Here is an 18768-nt window from a genome sequence, read left to right as displayed (position 1 = left end):
ATCCCGGCGTGAGGAACGGCGCGAACGGCGCCTCGTTTGAATCCCGACACCCAGAAGGATGATAAGATGAGCTTGCAGGGCAAGAAAATCGCGATCCTGATCGCACCGCGCGGCACCGAGGAGCCGGAGTTCGCGAAGCCCCACGAGGCGGTGAAGCAGGCCGGGGCGACTGTCACGGTCATCGGATTGGAGGCCGGCGAGGCCGAGACGGTCAACAACGACCTCGATCCGGCCGGCCGCTACAAGGTGGACAGGACCATCGAGGGGGCATCGGCCGCGGACTACGACGGGCTCGTCATCCCCGGCGGCTGCGTGGGCGCCGACAAGCTCCGGGCGAGCAAGGACGTCGTGGCGTTCGTCCGGGACTTCTTCGCCGCGGGCAAGCCGGTCGGGGTCATCTGCCACGGGCCGTGGACCCTGATCGAGGCCGACGTCGTGAAGGGACGGACGCTGACGTCCTATCCCACGGTCCGCCGCGACATCGAGAATGCCGGCGGCACCTGGGTCGACGAGGAGGTCGTCTGCGACAAGGGGCTCGTCACCAGTCGCACGCCCAAGGACCTGCCGGCCTTCTGCGCCAAGATCGTCGAGGAGTTCGCGGAAGGTCGCCATCCAGAACAGGCCCGGAGCGCCTGAGGCGTCGGGCAGCCAACGGTTGGTTCTTGAACCTCCGGGGCGGTCCATGGGCCGCCCCGGGTCAAACCTGAACGACGTCCCGTAGCTGGGACGCCGTCGCGGATGTCTCCATCAGCCCTCGATGGCACCGATCTGCTTGAGGATGCCGAGTTCGTCGGAGGAGCCCCACCGCTCGACCATCTTGCCGTCGACGAAGCGGCCTATCTGCATACCGCGGACCTTGATGGCCTTCCCGGTCGGCTTGTGGCCGTTAAAGTTACCCTGGTGCGTGCCGGTGAGCGTATAGGCGAAGGCGACGCTATCGCCATCGGCCACGAGCTTCTTCACCTCGACCTGCATGTCGGGAAAAGCCGAGCGGAGCTGCGTGAAGAAGGCTTGGTATCCCTCGGGACCCATGTGCTGGCCCGGCGCCGGGTCGTGATCGTGGCAATCCGAGGCGACGACCTCTGGGAAGGCGTCGAACCGGCCGGCGTTGACGAGCTCGCCGAACTTTTCGGTCGCCCGGATGCTGGTGTCGCGGGACATGGTGTTCCTTGGAGATTGGGGGGCGGCGAAACGGCGCCGGATATCTCGACGCACGGGCAACTCCTGCCACGGTCGGACGTTGCCGCCGCCGCGCACGACCGGGTCGGGATGACCGCCGGCATGACGTCGGATCGCTGCGCTGCGCCCGGCCTACCGCTGGCGGGGACGCCGTCCCCGAGGGCGGACGTAGCCGGTGTGCCAGGTTGTCCGTCCCTAGGTGACGTTCACCCGCACCCGATGCCAGCAGGCGCATAGGTAGCCCTTGTGGTTCCAGGTCTCGTCCGGCAGTGCCGGCTGCGTCTGGCCGGCCGCGTCCCAGGCGCGCACGGCAAGCTCATGCTCGCCCGGAGGCAGGTCGAGGTCCGTGCTCCAGAACGTCCAGGCGAACGGAGCGTCGGCCTCCTGTTCGAGGTCGGCCTGCACCCAGGACCGGCCGCCGTTCCCGGAGACGTCGACGCGCACGACGGCCCGGTCCCCGCTCACCGCGTAGCCGCGGACCCGGTTGCTCCCCGACTTGAGGGCGGTCCCGGACCCGGGCTCGCAGATCGCCGCGTTCAGCGGCATCGTATCGATGGTGTGGCCCTTGGCCGGATCGGCGGTCTCGGCGGTCTCGGCGGCCGGGTACAGCTTGTAGTCGCCGGCCTGGATCGGGTTGTCCGAGGGGTGATCCTGGACGGTCAGGCGCCGGAGCCATTTGGGGCTGCGCACGCCGGCGAAGCCCGGCACCACCGCGCGTACCGGGAACCCATGCTCCGCCAGCAAGGCTTCGCCGTTCATGGCGAAGGCCAGCAGGGTCTCGGGCGCCATCGCCTTCGCGAGCGGGATGGAGGCGCCGTAGGGATGGCCTTCCACCGTGTCGTGGCTCTCGAAGGCGACATGGAGACCTTCGTTCTCCGCGACTCCCGCCGCGCGCAGGACGTCGCCGAGGCGCACCCCGGTCCAATCGGCGGTGCCGATGGCGCCGGCGTCCCACGGGTCGCCCGATACCGGGGCGACCGCCCGCATGTCGGCGCGGCGATTGCCGGCGCACTGCATCGTGGCCGTGACCGTGGCCCCCGGGAAGCGGGTCCGCAGTTCGGACAGCGACAACTCAAGCGCGGGGCCGGTCCCGCCATCGACGGTGAGGCGCCACGTTGCCTCGTCGAGGTCCGGCAGGTCGCCGTGGGAGCGGACGTAGAAATCCTCCGCCGGCGTCCGGAAGGAGGCCCGCAGCCGGTCGAGGGGCGGTTCGGCGTTGTAGGGCCGGTCGCCGTGGACGATCAGGCGTGCCTTGCGCTTGGTCAGGCTCGACATCGGGGCTCCCGTGCTGGTTTGGTCACGGCAGTGAACGCGCCGGGGGGTGCAAGGGTCATTCGGCGGCCCAGGGGAGAGGGTTCGAACGTGGGCCGCAATCGTCGCGGCACGTGGACGGGCGCTACGGAACCCCCGTGAACGAGGCTGACTTCCCAAAGGAAGCCTCGTTCGCGAGCGCGTTCCTCCTGATGGGAACGTGGCCTCGCCCCCGACCGGAGAACCTCGATGAAGGCACTGTGCTGGCACGGCAAGGGTGACATCCGCTGCGACACGGTCCCCGATCCCCGGATCGAGGATGCGCGCGACATCATCCTCAAGGTGACGTCCTGCGCCATCTGCGGCTCGGACCTCCACCTGATGGACGGCCAGATGCCGACCATGGAGGCCGGCGACGTGCTCGGCCACGAGTTCATGGGCGAGGTCGTCGAGGTCGGGCAGGGCTTCACCAAGTTCAGGAAGGGCGACCGCGTCGTCGTCCCGTTCAACATCAATTGCGGCGAGTGCCGGCAGTGCCGGCTCGGGAACTGGTCGGTCTGCGAGCGCTCGAACCGAAACGGCGACATGGCGGCGGCGCAGTTCGGCTACCCCACCGCGGGCTTGTTCGGATACTCGCACCTCACCGGCGGCTATGCCGGCGGGCAGGCCGAGTACGTGCGCGTGCCGATGGCCGACGTGGCGCCGATGTTGGCCCCCGAGGGCGTCGACGACGAGTCCCTCCTGTTCCTCACCGACATCCTGCCCACTGGCTGGCAGGGCGCGGAGCATTGCGAGATCCAGGGCGGCGAAATCATCGCGGTCTGGGGCGCGGGCCCGGTCGGGCTGTTCGCGATCCAGTCTGCCAAGATCATGGGCGCCGAGCGCATCATCGCCATCGACACGGTGCCGGAGCGCCTCGCGCTCGCCCGCACCTACGGCGCCACCGACATCATCGACTACGCCAAAGAGGACGTGTTCGAGCGGATCAAGGAGATCAGTAAGGGCGAGGGCGCCGACGGCGTGATCGACTGCGTCGGCATGGAAGCCAGCGCCGGCCACGGCGTCGCCAGTCTCGTCAACACCCTGCAGGAGAAGCTGACCTCGACCGAGCGGCCCTACGCCCTGATGGAGGCGATTAAGGCGGTGCGCCCCTGCGGCATCGTCTCGGTGCCCGGCGTCTACGGCGGCCCGATCCCGGTCAACATGGGCATGATCGTCCAGAAGGGCCTGACTATGAAGAGCGGCCAGACCCACGTGAAGCGCTACCTGGAGACGCTGACAAAGCTGATCCAGGAGGGGAAGATCGACATGACGTCGATGATCACCCACCGCTCCACCGATCTCGCCGACGGGCCGGACCTCTACAAGACGTTCCGGGACAAGAAGGACGGCTGCGTGAAGGTCGTGTTCCACCCGAACTGAGCGCCCGGGCGGCGTCGACTTTCTCCAACCCACCCATCCAGGGTCCTCGTCATGTTTGGCGGGACATGCGCGCCAACGGAACGAAACAGATGGATCTTGGAATCAAAGGGCGGGTCGCCGTCGTGACGGGCGCCAAGTCGGGCATGGGGCGCTCGACGGCGGAGCACCTCTTGCGCGAGGGCGTACACGTCGTCCTGACCGACAAGGAGGGACCGGAGTTGGAGGCGACCGCCGCGGAGTTGTCGGCGCTGGGTCAGGTCCGTGCCGTTCAGGCCGACCTCAGCGAGGCCAAGGGGATCGAGGTGCTCGCGGCCTTCGCCGACATGGCCTTCGCCGACAAGCCGACCATTCTCGTTTGCGCCGCCGGCATCACCGGCGCGTCCGGGGACTTCCTCGAACTGACCGACGACGACTGGCTGGAAGCGATACAGACCGACCTCATGGCCGGGGTGCGCGCGACCAGGGCCTTCATCCCGCACATGCGCAAGGCCGGGTGGGGCCGCGTCGTGCTGTTCTCGTCGGAGGACGCGGTCCAGCCCTACGTCGAGGAGTTGCCCTACGCAGCGGCAAAGGCGGGCGTTCTCAACCTCGCGAAGGGTCTATCGAAGGCCTACGGGCCGGACGGCGTGCTCGTGAACGCGGTCGGGCCGGCCTTCATCGCCACGCCGATGACCGACGCCCAGATGGAGCAGAAGTCGAAGGAGAAGGGCATCACCTTCGACGAGGCGATCCAGCAAACTCTGGACAAGGAGCGCCCCGGCATCGTCGCCAAGCGCCGGGGCAAAGCCGAGGAGGTTGCCGCTGCCGTGACATTCCTCTGCTCTGAGCACGCCAGTTTCATCACCGGTGAGTTTCTCCGGGTCGGTGGCGGCTCCGTCATGACCATGGGGGCCTGAGGCGCCGGTCAGTCCAGCGTCCTCGGCAGCGCCATCCCCGCCGGCTCCCGCGCCCTTTGATTGTCGGTCAATCATCGGCCTTCTTCAGGCAATGGGCGAGTGGCCGCTTTTTCAAAATCTGTCTCCAAAGCGGACAGGCGGGAAACCACCCACCCCAGTCATTCAAAAGACAATCATGCGGGACTGGATCTGGCCGTAAGCAGAATGGCTGCTTTGGAGGAGGTCCGCTAGAAAAGCGGACGAGCCCCTATCGACCCAACCCGGCCGCTCAGGCGCCGGTCGCCGCACGCCGAAAGCAGCCGTTCGTCGGTTGTGCGGCGACTTCGGCTCAGTGAACATGACCGTTATCAGAGGGGGCCTGAGCACCGATGCCCTCGACGTCGAATTCTACGGTCACCGGGCCAGCGCGCTCGAAGGTAATGATGCCCTTGACAGGCTCGCCCTTCTTCAGTGGCGCCTTCATGTCGAGAAACATAAGGTGGTAACCGCCGGGCTTGAGGGTCACCGCCTCACCCGGCTTGATCACCAGCCCGCCCTCGACGGGGGCCATCTTCATCACGCCGCCCTCCATCGACATGGAATGCACCTCACCCCGGCTCGCCCCGCCAAGGCTGGCACCGGTAAGTCGGTCCGGATCGGTGCCGGTGTTCGTGATGCTGAGGTAGCCGCCCGCCACCTGGGCGCCGTTCGGCGTCGCTCGCGACCAGGGATGGCTGATCCGCAGGGAGCCGACGGTGTAACTATGCGCTGGCATCGCAGGGGCTGCCTGGGCGGCGACGATGCGGACGCCGGGGGCAGGCTCCTTCAGGGTGTGGGCGGAGGTGCCCAGTGCCGGAATCTCGCTCCAGCTGTAGCTCCCTTTTTCGCAGTCCTGCTGGATCGGAAAGTAGACGGTCTGGCCGGGCGTGAAGGCGTCCGAGATCCGGGCGAAGAACGTGAACTCGTCCACTTGGTCGTCGGGTAGGCTGCCGCCGGTCCAGGTGATGGTCTTCACACCCTCCGAGATCGAGCCGTGATAGTAGGGGTATGCTCTGGCATAGGCGCCCTTCGTGGTGGTTACCTGCCAGCCGGGCTTGGGCATCGGCTTCGCGCCGACCACTCCTTCGGGAATGGTGACGCTGACCTTCGTCGTCGGCGACCCCGCGCAGCCGTGCGTGATCTGGACGACGCCCCGGTAGGAGGCGTCCGGGGACGCTTCCTTCCGCTCCAGGACCGCATGGGCCCAGGTCTCCGTCGAGGAAATCGAGACGAGGCCGATGAACGCGAGGCGAGTGGCGAGGTGCATGGCTGAAGATCCTGGACGTGATCGATCAAGGTGAGGTGGCACAACGTCTGTGCCGCCACGCCGACCAGCGCCGGCGCAGCGGTGGGAGATGCGTCCGGGCTCAGAACGAGGCGCGTACGCCCGCGAAAACGCTGCGGCCGTTGCCGGGGTAAAACGCCGCCAGCGCGGCCGCTCCGCCGACCGTGGTCCGGGCGTTGTTCACCACCGCGATATCGGAGACGTAGCGCTCGTCCGTCAGGTTGCGCGCGTCCACGAACAGCGACACGCCGTTGGCGAAGTCGATGCCGGTCTGGATATTAAACAGCGCGTAGCCGGGCGCCTGCAGGGTGTTGGCGTGGTCGGCGAACGCCCCCTGCGGCACCCAATCCATCGAAGGGGCGAAGTAGAAGCCGCTCGGATGGCGGTAGCTCAGGACCGTGCGGAGCACATCGTCCGGGATGCCGGCGATGCGGTTGTTGCCGTAGACGGGGTCGCGCACGAACCGGAAGTCGTTGTGCGTCCAGATCTGGGTGACGGCAAGCGTGTCGCCGATCCCGGTCAGGTCGCGAACGAGGTCGAGGGAGACGGCGGCCTCGACGCCCTGATGGATCGTGCGCGGTGCGTTGAAGGCAGCCGCCTGGATGCCGAGACCCGGATTGGTCGAGAAGTTGATCAACTCGTCGCACAGCTCGGCGCGGTAGAGGGTCACGTCCCAGGTGAGCCGGTCGATGTGCCCGCGTGAGCCGGCCTCGTAGGTCCAGGCGCGCTGGGCCACGAGCGGCACGAAGGTGGCGCTGATCAGGTTCTGCTGCACCAGATCGCTGAAGTCCGGCACGTCGCGCGAGCGGGTGATGTCGGCGAAGACCTGGATGTCGGGCAACGGCTGCCACAGCAATCCGATCTTCGGGTTCACCCCCTCGTAGGTGGTGTCGGCGAATTGGACGCGGGGGCTCGCCGGCAGGCCGCCCTTGTTGCTGTAGGTGCGGTTCGACGAGAACAGCTTGGCGCCGGTCATCAACGCCATGTCGGGCAGGAACCAGAACCGGTTCTCGCCATACGCTTCGTAGTTGGACGCGCTCTGCAAGGCGTTCAGCGTCTGCACGCCCCGCTGACCCTGTATGTTGACGAACTGCTGTGCGGAGTTCTGCCCGGCAAAGGCGCGCAGGCCCAGGACCGTGTCGTTGCGGAAGCCGCCGACGTCAAAGGTGCCGGCCCAGTGCGGGCTGATGCCGTAGGTCCAGCCGTCCTGGTCGATCACCTGGAAGATCGGGTGGTACAGGTTTTTGTGGATCGCCCAGGTATCGATGTCGAGCTTGCCGACGTCGAGGAGGAACGAGGTGCGGTTGGCGACCCGCTCGGTCTCGACCTGCCGCGACTGGTTGCCGGCGATGGCCGTCGGGTTCGCGATCCGTGGCGTGTTGAGGGCTTGCCCGAGGGTGATGGCGCCCGGCAGCTTCTGGTCGGTCAGGTAGCCGCCGAGGTAGAACCGCGTCTCGACGCCAGGCGCGAGCTGGTAGCCGATGTTGGCGTTGAAGTTCTGGGTGCGCTGGGTCTCGTGAAGGCGGAACCCGTCCGAATTGGTGAAGGTGCCGTTGACCATGAAGTCGACGGGACCCGAGATGCGAGAGAACTGGAAGTTCTCCCGGATCGTGCCGAAGCTGCCGCCCTCGATGCGCAGGATGTTGGGGGCGAAGGCCGTGTACGCGGTGGGCGTGACGAAGTTGGCTGCGCCGCCGAGCGTCGTCGCACCGAAGGTCAGCGCGTTGCCCCCCTTGAAGACCTCGGCCGAGCGCAGGGCGAGCGGGTCGATCTGGTAGAAGTCGCCGCTGCCGTCGGCGAGGTTGAACGGGATGCCGTCCTGCAGCACCTCGATGCCGCGCAGGTGGAAGCCGCGAGCGATGCCGGAACCGCGGATGGAGAGGCGCAACTCCTGCCCGTAACGCTCCTGCACGTAGACGCCGGGGACATCCTTGAGCACGTCGCGCAGGGTGTTGGCGTAGCGGTCCTGGAAGTCCTTGGCATCGACGAACGCGACCGAGCCGACGGTCGAGTTCACAGCGGCACGCTGTCGGGCGACGCTAGGCACCGTGACGGAGCCGGAGTTCTCGCCCGGTGTCGGCGTGATGCCGACGCTCGGCGCGGAGGAGCCCGCCACGCTGATCTCGGGAAGGGTGACGGATTGCGTGGCAGCGGACTGGGCGAAGGCTGACGTGGAGGCGAGCAGCGTCAGCAACAGGGCGGCGTACAGCTCGACCCGAGGGATGCAGTGCATGATGGGACGTCCATGGTCTGAAAGGATCGGGAGGATGCGATCGGATCAGACGACGGGCGGTGCTCTCGCGTGGGCTTGGAACCGCGGCGGTGCGCGGGGGACTGCGACGACCTCCGGCCGCCACGTGAGGCTCACCGCATGGCGACGCGGCCATGCGATGGTCGATACCGCCAGAACGGGGATATGGCTTGCGGGATGGACATGGGCTGCGGTGCAGCAGTCGCAGCCGGCATGAGCGGGCAACGGCTTAGCCGGCCCACCCTCATCGGTTCCCGAGATCCCTGCGCAGATTTGATGGTCAGGCCCGGTGAGGCTGACTGAGAGCACGCCGCCGAGGAAGCTCTGCAAGGCGAGCGCATAAAGCGCGGCCACGGCGATGGCCACGCGGACAGCCGCCGATCTTGGCCGTGACGCGCTCATGCCTCAGCGGGTAGGGCGCGGGAACGCGCTGCGTCAACGCGCAAGTGTGGATCTCTCGATGATTTCAGGTCGCTGTGACCTAAGGGCAAATCACCCGCTTTCGTCTTGATGGTGTATGCCCGCGTGAGCCGGGTTGGCGTCAAGCGTATCCCCAAAGGTTTGAGATAGACGATAATTAGGAGAGACGGCGAGGTTCGCTTCGATGGTGTTTCCGTCCGGAAGCAGATCAGCTGCACACCATCCAATCCGGCCATAACTGACTGTAGAGACTGGCTCTCGCAACCGGATTCAGAGCCGCAGCGCAAAAATCCGGCTCCGGCTGCATCCGATGGCCGAGCCCGTGGCTAGCGACCTCGATGCCGATTTTCGGCAGATGGAGAGCACCATGCGTCTGAACCTGATCGCTGCAACCCTCTTGGCCGGTACTTGCTTTGCAACGGTCTCGCATGCCGACACCGTTGCGGCGCTCGTCGGCGATGCCACTCTGGCGCACGTCGACACAGCCGCGAAGAAGGTCACGAAGACGGTGACAATCACCGGGATCAGCGGCAGCGTCCTCGGCATCGACGTCCGGCCGGCCGACGGCATGCTCTACGCGGTGATCTCGGACGGCAGCGTCGTCACGGTTGATCCGATGTCGGGCAAGGCCACGGCGAAATCGAAGCTCGATACGACGTTGGCCGCCGGCACCCCGGCCACGGTCGATTTCAATCCCGTCGCCGATCGACTGCGCATCATCGGCTCCGATGGGACCAGTCTCCGCGCCAACGTCGACGACGGCAAGGTCACGAAGGACGGCCAACTCAAGTTCGCCGAGACCGACACCATGAAGGGCAAGACGCCAAAGGTGATGGCGGGTGCCTACACCAATGCCTTCAAGGGCACCAAAGAGACGGCCCTGTACGACATCGACGCCTCCGGCGCGCTGCTAAAGCAGGCTCCGCCGAACGACGGTATCCTGAACACCGTCGGCATGCTCGGCATGTCCGGCGAGGCGGTAGCCTTCGACATCCTCTCAGACGGACAGGGCGGCAACCAAGCCTGGGCCATGGCGGGCGACACGCTCTACAAGGTGGATCTCGCCACTGGGAAGGGCGAGATGGTCGCCAAGATCGACGGCGTGTCGGGCAAGGTCCGCGACATCGCCATCCTGCCCAAGTCGTAGTTCGCTCCGCGGATGCAGGGCCGGCCGGATGGCTGGTCCTGCCGAGCGCCGGGAGGATCATGGAGCCGTTCGATCACGCGTCCGCCCTGGAGGGCTGCGCCCGCCGGGACCCCGCCTCGTTGCGTCGACTGTATGACCACGAGGCGGGGTTCCTGCTCGCCGTCGCGCTCAGGATCGTCCGGCGGCGGGAGGTTGCCGTCGACGTCCTCCACGATGCGTTTCTCGATATCTGGGAGCGCGCCGGCAGCTTCGATAGCAGCCGCGGTGCGGGTCGCGCCTGGATCACCAGCATCGTGCGACACCGCGCGCTGAAGTACATCCGCGCCGCCGGTCGGGAGACGGATATCGACGCGGCGACGGTGGCGGAGATCGTTGATGCTGCGCCCGATCCGTTCGCCGCGCTCGCGGCGTCTCAGGACGGCGCTCGCCTGCACGGTTGCCTCGCGCGGCTCGGCGCCGACAGGCGACAGGTGATCCTGCTCGCCTACGTCGATGGACTATCGCAGTCTGAGATAGCCGAACGGCTGGCAACGCCGCTCGGGACCGTGAAGGCGTGGGTCCGCCGTAGCCTCATCGCCCTGAAGGATTGCCTGTCATGATCCCGAGCGATCCGGAAGACCGCGATGTCCTGGCGGGTGAATACGTTCTGGGCCTGCTGGACGCGGCGGCGACTGCGGACGTCGAGCGGGCCCTGCGTTTAGATGCAGATCTCGCGCGCCGTGTTGCCTTCTGGGAGGAGCAACTGCTGCCGGCCTCCTCGGCCCTTGGGAAGGTCGAGGTCGATCCGGCACAATGGGCGCGCATCGAGCAGGCCCTCGCGACGCGCCGGCAGGCGCCCGGTCGGACTGCGGCTTCCGCTTTTAAGCGGTTGAGGCGCGGAATGTTACGGGCAGCGTGGCGAAGCCCCACTCTGTGGCGGACCACTACTGGTCTCGCTACGGCCGCCGCGCTCGTCCTAGCATTCCTTTCGAGCCGCATGTCAGCGCCTGTCGAGAGCCCGACGCGGTACTTCGCGATCTTGCAGAGCCGCGACGCCCTCGGTCAGGAAAGCGGCCCGGGATGGCTCATCCAGGTTGCCCAGAATGGCACCGTTCGGTCGCTTCCGCTGGCTGATGTGCAGCCGGGAAGCGGGCGCGCACTGCAACTCTGGACCCTGTGGGACCAAGCTCGCGGTCCCGTTTCCCTCGGCGTTCTGCCCCCGGGTGGCGCAATCCGCTTGCCGCCGGAACGGCTGGAGGCCATCGGGGATGGGCAACTGTTCGAGATCACGCTGGAACCCGAGGCAGGCTCCCCCATCGGTCGGCCGACCGGCCGGATCTTATTCATCGGCCGCGCGAAGGGGGCTGCCACGCAGGCTCTGTGACGGGAGGAGCGGACTGCTGAAGGTGTTATTTGAGTTCGAAGCGAGTTGACACCACTCACAGCCATCCACTGCCTTCATCACTTTGATCTTTGGCAGACCGGCGACCACCAATCCTGAGCGGACCTTCCGCTGGCGACCCCACTCAGTCGTTAAGCCGCTTCTCTGTGGTTCTCGTAAGCGGACCTATGTTCCGCCGCTATTCTGGCGATGTTGATGACCTTCAGGTCACTGGAATGCCGCGTCGGACGGAAGCGACCTCCGGCTGGCCGGCTGCCACAGAACCGAAGACCCTCGCGATGAAGACGTAAAAGAGCGGCGTGACGAATACCGCGAGCACCGTCGCCGTCACCATGCCGCCGAGCACACCCGTCCCAATGGCCCTCTGGCTGTTCATGCTGGCCCCGGTCGCGACGGCGAGCGGTACGACGCCGAGGATAAAGGCGAACGAGGTCATGACGATGGGCCGGAAGCGTAGTTCGCAGGCCTCCAGCGCCGCCTCGTGCACGGGCCGCCCCTGCGCCACGAGATCCTTGGCCACCTCGATGATCAGGATGGCGTTCTTCGCCGTCAGGCCGATCACCGTGATCAGGCCGACCTTGAAGTAGACGTCGTTCGGCATGTCCCGCAGCAGCATGGCGAAGACCGCACCGACCACGCCGGTCGGCACCACGAGCAGCACGGCGAGCGGGATCGACCAGCTCTCGTAGAGCGCGGCGAGGCAGAGGAACACGCAGAACAGCGCCAGCGCGAGCAGGTAGATCGCCAGGGAGCCCGAGAGCTTCTCCTGCAGCGACTGCCCGGTCCAAGCGAAGTCGAAGCCCGACGGCAATTGCCCGGCGAGGCGCTCCATCTCGGCCATGGCGTCGCCGCTGGCGTAGCCGGGCGCCGCGCTGCCGGAGATCTTGATGCTGGGGTAGCCGTTGAAGCCCACGACCTGCGACGGGCCCATCGTCCACTGCACACGGGCGAAGGACTGGAACGGCACCATTTGCCCCTTGGCGTTGCGAACGTTGAGATCGAGCAGGTCCTCGGCCCTCATCCGCCGGGACGCCTCGGCCTGGACGATGACCCGCTGCATCCGCGCCTGGTTCGGAAAGTCGTTGACGTAGGCCGAGCCGAGGCTGGTCGAAAGCGCGTCGTTGATGTCGGCGAAGGTGACGCCGAGCGCGTTCGCCTTCTGCCGGTCGAGGACGAGCTCGATCTGCGGCGCGGTCGGCAGGCCCTCGACGTAGACGCCCTGCAGGATCGGGCTTTGGCTCGCCGCTTTCAGCAACTGGTCGCGCGCGGCCGCCAGCGCCGCATGTCCCTGCTGGCCCTTGTCCTGCAGGCGGAAGGCGAAGCCGCTCGAATTGCCGAGCGAGTCGATGGCCGGCGGCGACAGCGACATGGCGATGGCGTCCGGCAGGCCACCGAGGGCGGCGTTGGCGCGGGCGGCGATGGCATCGGCGCCATCGTTCGGCCCGCGCTCGCCCCAGGGCTTCAGCCCGACGAAGTTGAGGGCCGCGTTCTGGCCCTGGCCGGAGAAGCCGAACCCGAGCAGCAGCGTCTGGCTGTCGACCCCGGGCTCGCCCGCGAAGTGTTCCTCGATCCGCCTGGCCACGTCCGAGGTGCGGCCGGTGGCCGATTCCGGCGGCGTCTGCGCGTCGACGATGACGTAGCCCTGGTCCTCGATGGGCAGGAAGCTTCCCGGCATGCGCCAGTAGCCCCAGCCGAGGGCGGCGACGAGCAGGCCGTAGACGAGGAGCGCCCGCACGGGCCGGCGCAGCACGCCCGCCACGCCCGACCGGTAGGCCAGCGTGCCGGCGCGGAAGCGGCGGTCGAACCAGCCGAAGAAGCCGCGCTTGTCATGGCCGTGGCCCTTCTGGACGGGCTTCAACAGCGTGGCGCAGAGGGCGGGCGTCAGCGACAGCGCCAGGAAGGCCGAGAAGGCGATCGAGGTCGCCATGCTGACGGCGAACTGGCGGTAGATCACCCCGACCGAGCCCGGGAAGAAGGCGAGCGGCACGAACACCGCCACCAGCACGGCGGTGATGCCGACGATGGCGCCGGTGATCTGGCCCATGGCCTTGGCGGTCGCCTCCCGCGGCGGCAGGCCCTCCTCGGCCATGATGCGCTCGACGTTCTCGACCACGACGATGGCGTCGTCGACGAGGATGCCGATAGCCAGCACCATGCCGAACATGGTCAGCACGTTGATCGAGAAGCCGGCCAGCAGGAGCGCGCCACAGGTGCCGAGCAGCGCCACCGGCACCACGATGGTCGGGATCAGGGTGTAGCGGACGTTCTGCAAGAACAGGAACATCACCGCGAAGACGAGCACCATCGCCTCGGCGAGCGTCACCAGCACCTTCCTGATCGACGCCTCGACGAACGGCGTGGTGTCGTAGGGCACGCTCACCAGCACGTTCGCCGGCAAGGTGCGCTGAAGCTGGGCGAGCTTCGCCCTGACGCCGTTGGCCGCGGCGAGCGCGTTGGCGGCCGGTGCCAACTGGATGCCGATGCCGGCGGCCGGGCGCCCGTCGAGGCGGGTCTGCATCGCGTAGGACTGGCCGCCGAGCTCGACCTCGGCCACGTCGCGCAGGCGGACCAACGACCCGTCCGGGTTTGCGCGCAGCACGATCTCGCCGAACTCCGCGGGCGTGGTCAGTTGCCCCTTCACCAGGACGTTGGCCGCGATGCGCTGGCCTTCCACCGCGGGCTGTGCGCCGACGGTCCCCGAGGCGACCTGCGCGTTCTGTGCGCTCACGGCGGCCGTGACGTCGCCTGGCGTCATCCCGAACCCGACGAGCTTGACCGGGTCGATCCAGATGCGCAGCGCCTTTTCGGACGAGAACAGTGTCGCCCGGCCGACGCCCGGCACCCGCCGCAACTCGCCGAGCAGTCGACGGGCGGCGATGTCGCCGAGGTCAGTCTCGCTTAGGGAGCCGTCCTTCGAGGAGACGGTGACGAACTGGAGGAAGCTGGTGCTAGCCTCCTCGACGGTGACGCCTTGCTGGGTGACCGCCCGGGGCAGGCGCGCCTCGATGCGCTTGATCCGGTTCTGGACCGCCACGGTGGCCTTCGACGGGTCCGAGCCCGGCGCGAACGAGGCCGTGATCTGCGCCATGCCGGAGGTGTCGCTGGTGCTCTCGAAGTACATCAGCCCGGGGATGCCGCTGAGTTCCTCCTCGATGATGAGGGTGACGCCGTCGTAGAGCCGCTCGGGCGGCGCGCCGGGGTAGGTCGCGCTCACCTGGATCGTGATGGGTGCCACGTCCGGGTACTGCGAGACCGGCAGGTAGACGATGGATATCGCCCCCACCAGCATGACAAAGATGGAGATCGCCCAGGCGAAGATCGGGCGCGCGATGAAGAAGCGGCTCATGGCGGTCGGTCCCGGCGCGGTCAGGGCTTCGCGGACGCGGCGGCCGTCCGGGCGCCGTGCCAGGGCATCGGGTTCACCGCCATGCCGGGTTGGATGCGCTGGAAGCCCTCGACCACGACAGTCTCCCCGGCCTTGAGGCCCTCCTCGACGATCCAACCCGCATCGGTCAGCGCCCCCGCCCGCACAGGGCGCAGGGCGACCGTCCTGTCCTCGCCGATCACGAAGACCTGCGCGACGCCGGCGCTGCTTCTCTGGATGGCCTGGGCCGGGACGACGACCGCGCCCGGCAAGGTCCCCTGCGCGACGCGGACGCGGACGTAGGTGCCGGGCAGCAAGGCGACCTTCGGGTTCGGGAACTTCGCCCGCACGGATACCTGCCCGGTGCCGGGGTCGACGCTCACCTCGGCGAACAGCAGCCGCCCGGCATCCGCATGGAGCGAGCCGTCCGGCAGGACGAGGCGTACCTCCGCCCCCTCGGTACCGGGCGCGGCGAGGCTGCCCGGATCGGCAGCAGGGGCGTTGAAGTCGGCGAAGATCGGGTCGACCTGCTGGATCAGGGCGAGCTTCGTCGCCTCGCCCTGGCCCACGAGGGCGCCCTCCGTGACCGTGGCTCGGCCGATGCGGCCGGCGATTGGCGCGCGGACGGTCGCGTAGTCGAGGTCGATCCGGGCGCGGGCGAGTTGCGCCTTCGCGCTCGCGACGTCCGCCTCGGCCTGCCGCAGGGCGGCCGTCGTGATGTCGTGTTGGGCGGTGCTGGCCGCTTGACGCTCAAGCAGCGTCTCGGTGCGCTCCGATTGCCTTAGCGCCTGCACCCGCGTCGCCTCGGCCCGGTCTAGCGCGGCGGACTTGGCGTCGACCTCGGCGCGGTACACGGCGGGGTCGATGCGGAACAGGACGTCGCCCTTGCTGACGAGGCCGCCTTCCTCGAAGGCGCGCTCCCGGACGATGCCGGCGACCTGCGCCCGCACCTCCGCGACCCGCGTCGAGGCCAGGCGCCCCGGCAGGTCGAGGGTGCGAGGCACCGTCGCCGCCTCGACGACGGCGGTCGAGACCGTCGGCGGCCCCGCGACCGCTCCCGGCGCGGCGTTCCCGTCGGCGCCCCGTTCGCATCCGGCCAGGGCGAGGATGAACAGGCCGGCCGCGACCGGGTGCGGGCGACGGGGCCGCACGCGCAGGGATGGCGGGATCGGGCGCGACATCACGGACGCATCACCAGCATAGGGCATGGCTTATCCAGGCGGACGGCTTGCAGGAGAGGGACGGCCCGCCCGTCTGCGAGGCGATGCCGCCCCGGCAGGTCCGCGCCGTCGTCACGTCGAAGGAGATGCCCGTCATGCGACCGGCTTCCCGGCAAATGCGGTCGGTGGCCAGCCCGCAATCCAGGGACGCCCCGTTGTCCACGCTCGGGCAACGGGCCTTCGCGAACACGAGGACCGGCCCGAACGACGGCCCTTCGGATATGGCGGCGCCGAGGGACGCGACGGCCTCCGACCAGGAATGTGCCAGCGCAGCCAGCGGACCGTCGTCGGCGCGCGCCTGCGGCACCCCCGGGATCACGGGGGCCGACGCCGCCGCGATGGACGCCTTCAGCCCCAGCACCGCGGCGAGGCAGCATGTCATGGTCGAGCGGGCGCTCGAACTCGGAAACCGCATCTCGAAAATCCCGTCGGGCCGGGCCAAGCCCCGGACGCCCGGTTCTCCGGGCGGCCGTCGGCGACGGCAGCCCCTGCCTTCGTGGACCCGTGCCCTGGGGACGGGTGGGGGACCTGGGGCCTCAGTCGTCCCAGTCGTCGTGGAAGCCGAGCGGCTCGAACGGGGGCTCGTATTCGCGCATGACGAACCGGCGTCGATAGACTCGGTCGCACTCGGGCGGCACGTTCTCGTAGCCGTCGTCGTAGACCGGCTGCGCCCGTGCCGCGGACGCGGCGAGGGCGCCCACGGCGAGCCCCCCGACGAGGCCCGCGGCGAATGCCCCGGACCGCCCACGGGCCTGGGCTTCCGGGACGGCGGACGAGAACGCGGCGAGCGCGGCCGCGAGGACTAAGGCTTTGTTACGCATGGGGTCACCTCGGCTCCCGGGAGGGGAGTTCGGGCCGATCCTACCGGCCGAGGTTGCCGCAACATTACGCCCGGCGGGATCGGTCGAGGGCGATGGTCAGTCCGCCGCCCCTCGGAACGTGAGGAAAACCGTCAGTCCGCCGCCGGGGGTCTCGTCCATCGCGACGCTTCCCCCGTGCATGGCCATCACCTGCGCGACCAGGGCGAGGCCGAGCCCCGTGCCGTCGCTCGCCTGCCCCCGCGTGAACGGCTGGAGCATCTCCGTCCGGGCCCCGTCCCCGACCCCCTCGCCGTGGTCGATCACGAGAACGGTCCCAGGGGGACGGACCTCGACCAGCACGGACTTTCCGGAACGGGCGTGCTGCAGGGCGTTGCGCAGGAGGTTGCCGACGGCGATGCGTGCGGCGGTCTCCGACCCGGTGACGAGGACGGCGTCGCCTTCCCCGGAGAAGGCGATGTCCACGCCGGCGGCGAGCGCCGCGGGGACATGCTCTGCGGTGGTGGCGCGGACCGCCGCCACGAGGTCGAACCGGGGCATCTCCGGACTGTCCGAGGACAGCCGCGCGATCTGGAGCAGCATCGTGACGGTCGACGACAGCGACTGGATATCGGCCACGAGCACCCTGCGCAGATGCGGGTCCTCCACCCGCTCCAGCCCGGTCCGGACCCGGGTCAGCGGGGTCCGCAGTTCGTGGGCCGCGTTCGACAGGAACCGGCGCTGCGCGGCCGAGGCCACCTCGATGCGCTCCAGGGCGCGGTTGAAGGCGGCCACCATCGGGACGAGTTCCCGCGGCGCTTCATCCAAGGGCAGGCGAACGCCGTCAGACCCGCCGTCGATGCGCTCCGCCGAGTGCGAGACCCGGCGCACGGGCCGGGCGATCAGGGCGGGTACGGTGAGGAGCGCGACCAGGATGGTCGCGACGACCACGGCCAGGATGGGGATGGCCGTGTAGTTCACGTCGCGCAGGCTGCTCAGGGCGGCTTGAGCAGGGGTGTAGGCGGCGCCGCCGACCCGAATCCGTACGAGTTCCCCTCCGAGCCGCATCACCACGGTCGCGTTGGTCAGGCGCATGGCGTCGCCGCCGTCCGGGAAGGCCGAGGCGTCGGGTGCCGCGATGTCGCCGTCCCGGACCGATGCCGGCACGGCGCCGTGATGCGTCGTCCCTCCCTTCGTCGTCACGACGTACCAGAGGTCGGGGAAGGTCCGCTCGATCCCGTCGAGCTCGCTCGTCGGCGACACGACCGGCGCCCCGGCCGCGTCGCGCGAGACCGACGCCTTGATCGCCCTCGCCGCGTCGTACTGGGCGAGGAGACCGTCATCGCCTTGCAGGGCGATGACCAGCGTCCAGGTGCACAGGATGGTGGCGGCGACGACGAGGCTGAGCAGGACCGCGGCAAGACGGGCGATGGAGGGCTGCCGGCGCGGCATCACCCGGCCTCCAGCACGTAGCCCAAGCCCCGGAGCGGCTTGATCGCCACGGAACAGTCGGCGGCCCGCAACCGCTTCCGCAGGCGTGAGATGTGGGCGTCGATGGCGTTGGACTGGATCTCGTCGTCGAAGCCGTAGGCCGCGGCTTCGAGGGTTTCACGCATGGTGACCTGTCCGGCACGGCGGATGAGGGCTTCGAGCAGCGCGAGCTCCCGGCGCGGGACCGGGATCGGGTGACCCTCGATGCTGACCGACCTTGCGGCCGTGTCGAAGGACAGGTTGCCGATCCTCAGCACGCCCTTCCGGTCGACCTGGAGCCGGCGGATCACGGCCCTGGCGCGGGCGACGAGTTCCACCGGCTCGAACGGCTTCGGCACGTAATCGTCGGCCCCGGCGTCGAGCGCCCGCGCGATCTCTACGGGATCGTCGAACGCCGTCAGCATCAGCACCCCCGGCCGGGGCCTGAGTTGCGCCAGCAGCGAGATCAGCGTGATGCCGTCGCCGTCCGGCAACCTGCGGTCCAGGACGATCAGGTCGAACGGCCGGACGCTGACGGCCGCCAGCGCCTCATCGAGGTTGTCGACGAGGTCGGCATGCCCGAGCGCATCCGAAAGCGTGGCCTTGAGCCAAGCGCCCAGTTGCGGATCATCCTCTACGACCAGCACTCGCAAGACGGTCGGACCTC

Annotated in this window: 17 protein-coding genes; 6 read left to right on the top strand and 11 right to left on the bottom strand. The window is 68.5% G+C overall.

Going from position 1 to position 18768, the window contains the following annotated elements:
* Positions 1-66 precede the first annotated feature (66 nt).
* The gene (locus tag J4O73_RS21130) at positions 67-636 is read left to right on the top strand and encodes a type 1 glutamine amidotransferase domain-containing protein (RefSeq protein WP_426220597.1); all 570 of its coding nucleotides are present in this window, start codon (positions 67-69) and stop codon (positions 634-636) included.
* A gap of 111 nt (positions 637-747) precedes the next feature.
* On the opposite strand, the gene J4O73_RS21125 is transcribed toward J4O73_RS21130, so the two are convergent.
* Positions 748-1161, bottom strand: a complete 414-nt coding sequence (locus J4O73_RS21125; RefSeq protein WP_426220595.1) for an ester cyclase — start codon at positions 1159-1161, stop codon at positions 748-750.
* A gap of 213 nt (positions 1162-1374) precedes the next feature.
* The gene (locus J4O73_RS21120) at positions 1375-2454 is read right to left on the bottom strand and encodes a molybdopterin-dependent oxidoreductase (RefSeq protein WP_426220593.1); all 1080 of its coding nucleotides are present in this window, start codon (positions 2452-2454) and stop codon (positions 1375-1377) included.
* 225 nt (positions 2455-2679) lie between these two features.
* Between J4O73_RS21120 and J4O73_RS21115 the strand changes: the two genes are divergently transcribed.
* A complete protein-coding gene (locus J4O73_RS21115) occupies positions 2680-3852 on the top strand; it encodes a zinc-dependent alcohol dehydrogenase (protein ID WP_426220591.1) in 1173 nt (390 codons plus the stop codon).
* Positions 3853-3941: 89 nt separating this feature from the next.
* Positions 3942-4748, top strand: coding sequence for an SDR family NAD(P)-dependent oxidoreductase (locus J4O73_RS21110; protein WP_426220589.1), 807 nt, complete (start codon positions 3942-3944; stop codon positions 4746-4748).
* A gap of 328 nt (positions 4749-5076) precedes the next feature.
* Here J4O73_RS21110 and J4O73_RS21105 read toward each other — a convergent pair whose 3' ends face one another.
* The 3 genes from J4O73_RS21105 to J4O73_RS21095 form a co-directional block, all read right to left on the bottom strand.
* A complete protein-coding gene (locus J4O73_RS21105; protein ID WP_426220587.1) occupies positions 5077-6033 on the bottom strand; it encodes a DUF1775 domain-containing protein in 957 nt (318 codons plus the stop codon).
* A gap of 100 nt (positions 6034-6133) precedes the next feature.
* Positions 6134-8284 carry a TonB-dependent receptor family protein gene (locus J4O73_RS21100; RefSeq protein WP_426220586.1) on the bottom strand — a complete coding sequence of 717 codons (2151 nt, stop codon included), beginning with the start codon at positions 8282-8284 and terminating at the stop codon, positions 6134-6136.
* Positions 8285-8329: 45 nt separating this feature from the next.
* On the bottom strand, positions 8330-8668 hold the full coding sequence (locus tag J4O73_RS21095; RefSeq protein WP_426220584.1) for a hypothetical protein: 339 nt from the start codon (positions 8666-8668) through the stop codon (positions 8330-8332).
* Positions 8669-9032: 364 nt separating this feature from the next.
* On the opposite strand from J4O73_RS21095, the gene J4O73_RS21090 reads away from it, so the two are divergent.
* From J4O73_RS21090 to J4O73_RS21080, 3 genes are read left to right on the top strand one after another with little or no spacing between them, the layout of a single operon-like run.
* Positions 9033-9869, top strand: coding sequence for a DUF4394 domain-containing protein (locus tag J4O73_RS21090; protein WP_426220583.1), 837 nt, complete (start codon positions 9033-9035; stop codon positions 9867-9869).
* 59 nt (positions 9870-9928) lie between these two features.
* Entirely contained in the window at positions 9929-10468 is a 540-nt protein-coding gene (locus tag J4O73_RS21085) for a sigma-70 family RNA polymerase sigma factor (protein ID WP_426220581.1), read from the top strand.
* Positions 10465-11232, top strand: a complete 768-nt coding sequence (locus tag J4O73_RS21080; RefSeq protein WP_426220580.1) for an anti-sigma factor — start codon at positions 10465-10467, stop codon at positions 11230-11232. The genes J4O73_RS21085 and J4O73_RS21080 overlap by 4 nt, the downstream gene beginning before the upstream one ends.
* A 220-nt stretch (positions 11233-11452) precedes the next feature.
* On the opposite strand, the gene J4O73_RS21075 is transcribed toward J4O73_RS21080, so the two are convergent.
* From J4O73_RS21075 to J4O73_RS21050, 6 genes are all read right to left on the bottom strand, one after another.
* Positions 11453-14596, bottom strand: a complete 3144-nt coding sequence (locus J4O73_RS21075; protein WP_426220578.1) for a multidrug efflux RND transporter permease subunit — start codon at positions 14594-14596, stop codon at positions 11453-11455.
* A gap of 20 nt (positions 14597-14616) precedes the next feature.
* Positions 14617-15795 (bottom strand): efflux RND transporter periplasmic adaptor subunit, encoded by a 1179-nt coding sequence (locus J4O73_RS21070; protein WP_426220711.1) that lies wholly within the window; start codon positions 15793-15795, stop codon positions 14617-14619.
* A gap of 10 nt (positions 15796-15805) precedes the next feature.
* Positions 15806-16249: a hypothetical protein gene (locus J4O73_RS21065; protein ID WP_426220576.1), complete on the bottom strand. Its 444-nt coding sequence runs from the start codon at positions 16247-16249 to the stop codon at positions 15806-15808.
* 121 nt (positions 16250-16370) lie between these two features.
* Entirely contained in the window at positions 16371-16655 is a 285-nt protein-coding gene (locus J4O73_RS21060) for a hypothetical protein (protein WP_426220574.1), read from the bottom strand.
* 96 nt (positions 16656-16751) lie between these two features.
* Positions 16752-18083 carry a sensor histidine kinase gene (locus J4O73_RS21055; RefSeq protein ID WP_426220572.1) on the bottom strand — a complete coding sequence of 444 codons (1332 nt, stop codon included), beginning with the start codon at positions 18081-18083 and terminating at the stop codon, positions 16752-16754.
* Positions 18083-18754, bottom strand: a complete 672-nt coding sequence (locus tag J4O73_RS21050) for a response regulator transcription factor (RefSeq protein ID WP_426220570.1) — start codon at positions 18752-18754, stop codon at positions 18083-18085. Before J4O73_RS21050 ends, J4O73_RS21055 begins: the two co-directional genes overlap by 1 nt.
* Positions 18755-18768: the final 14 nt, after the last annotated feature.

The organism is Methylobacterium sp. NFXW15, assembly GCF_049887755.1.
GTDB lineage: Bacteria > Pseudomonadota > Alphaproteobacteria > Rhizobiales > Beijerinckiaceae > Methylobacterium.
The sequence above is the reverse complement of the archived record's forward strand: the minus strand, read 5'-3'. Positions and strand labels throughout refer to the sequence as shown.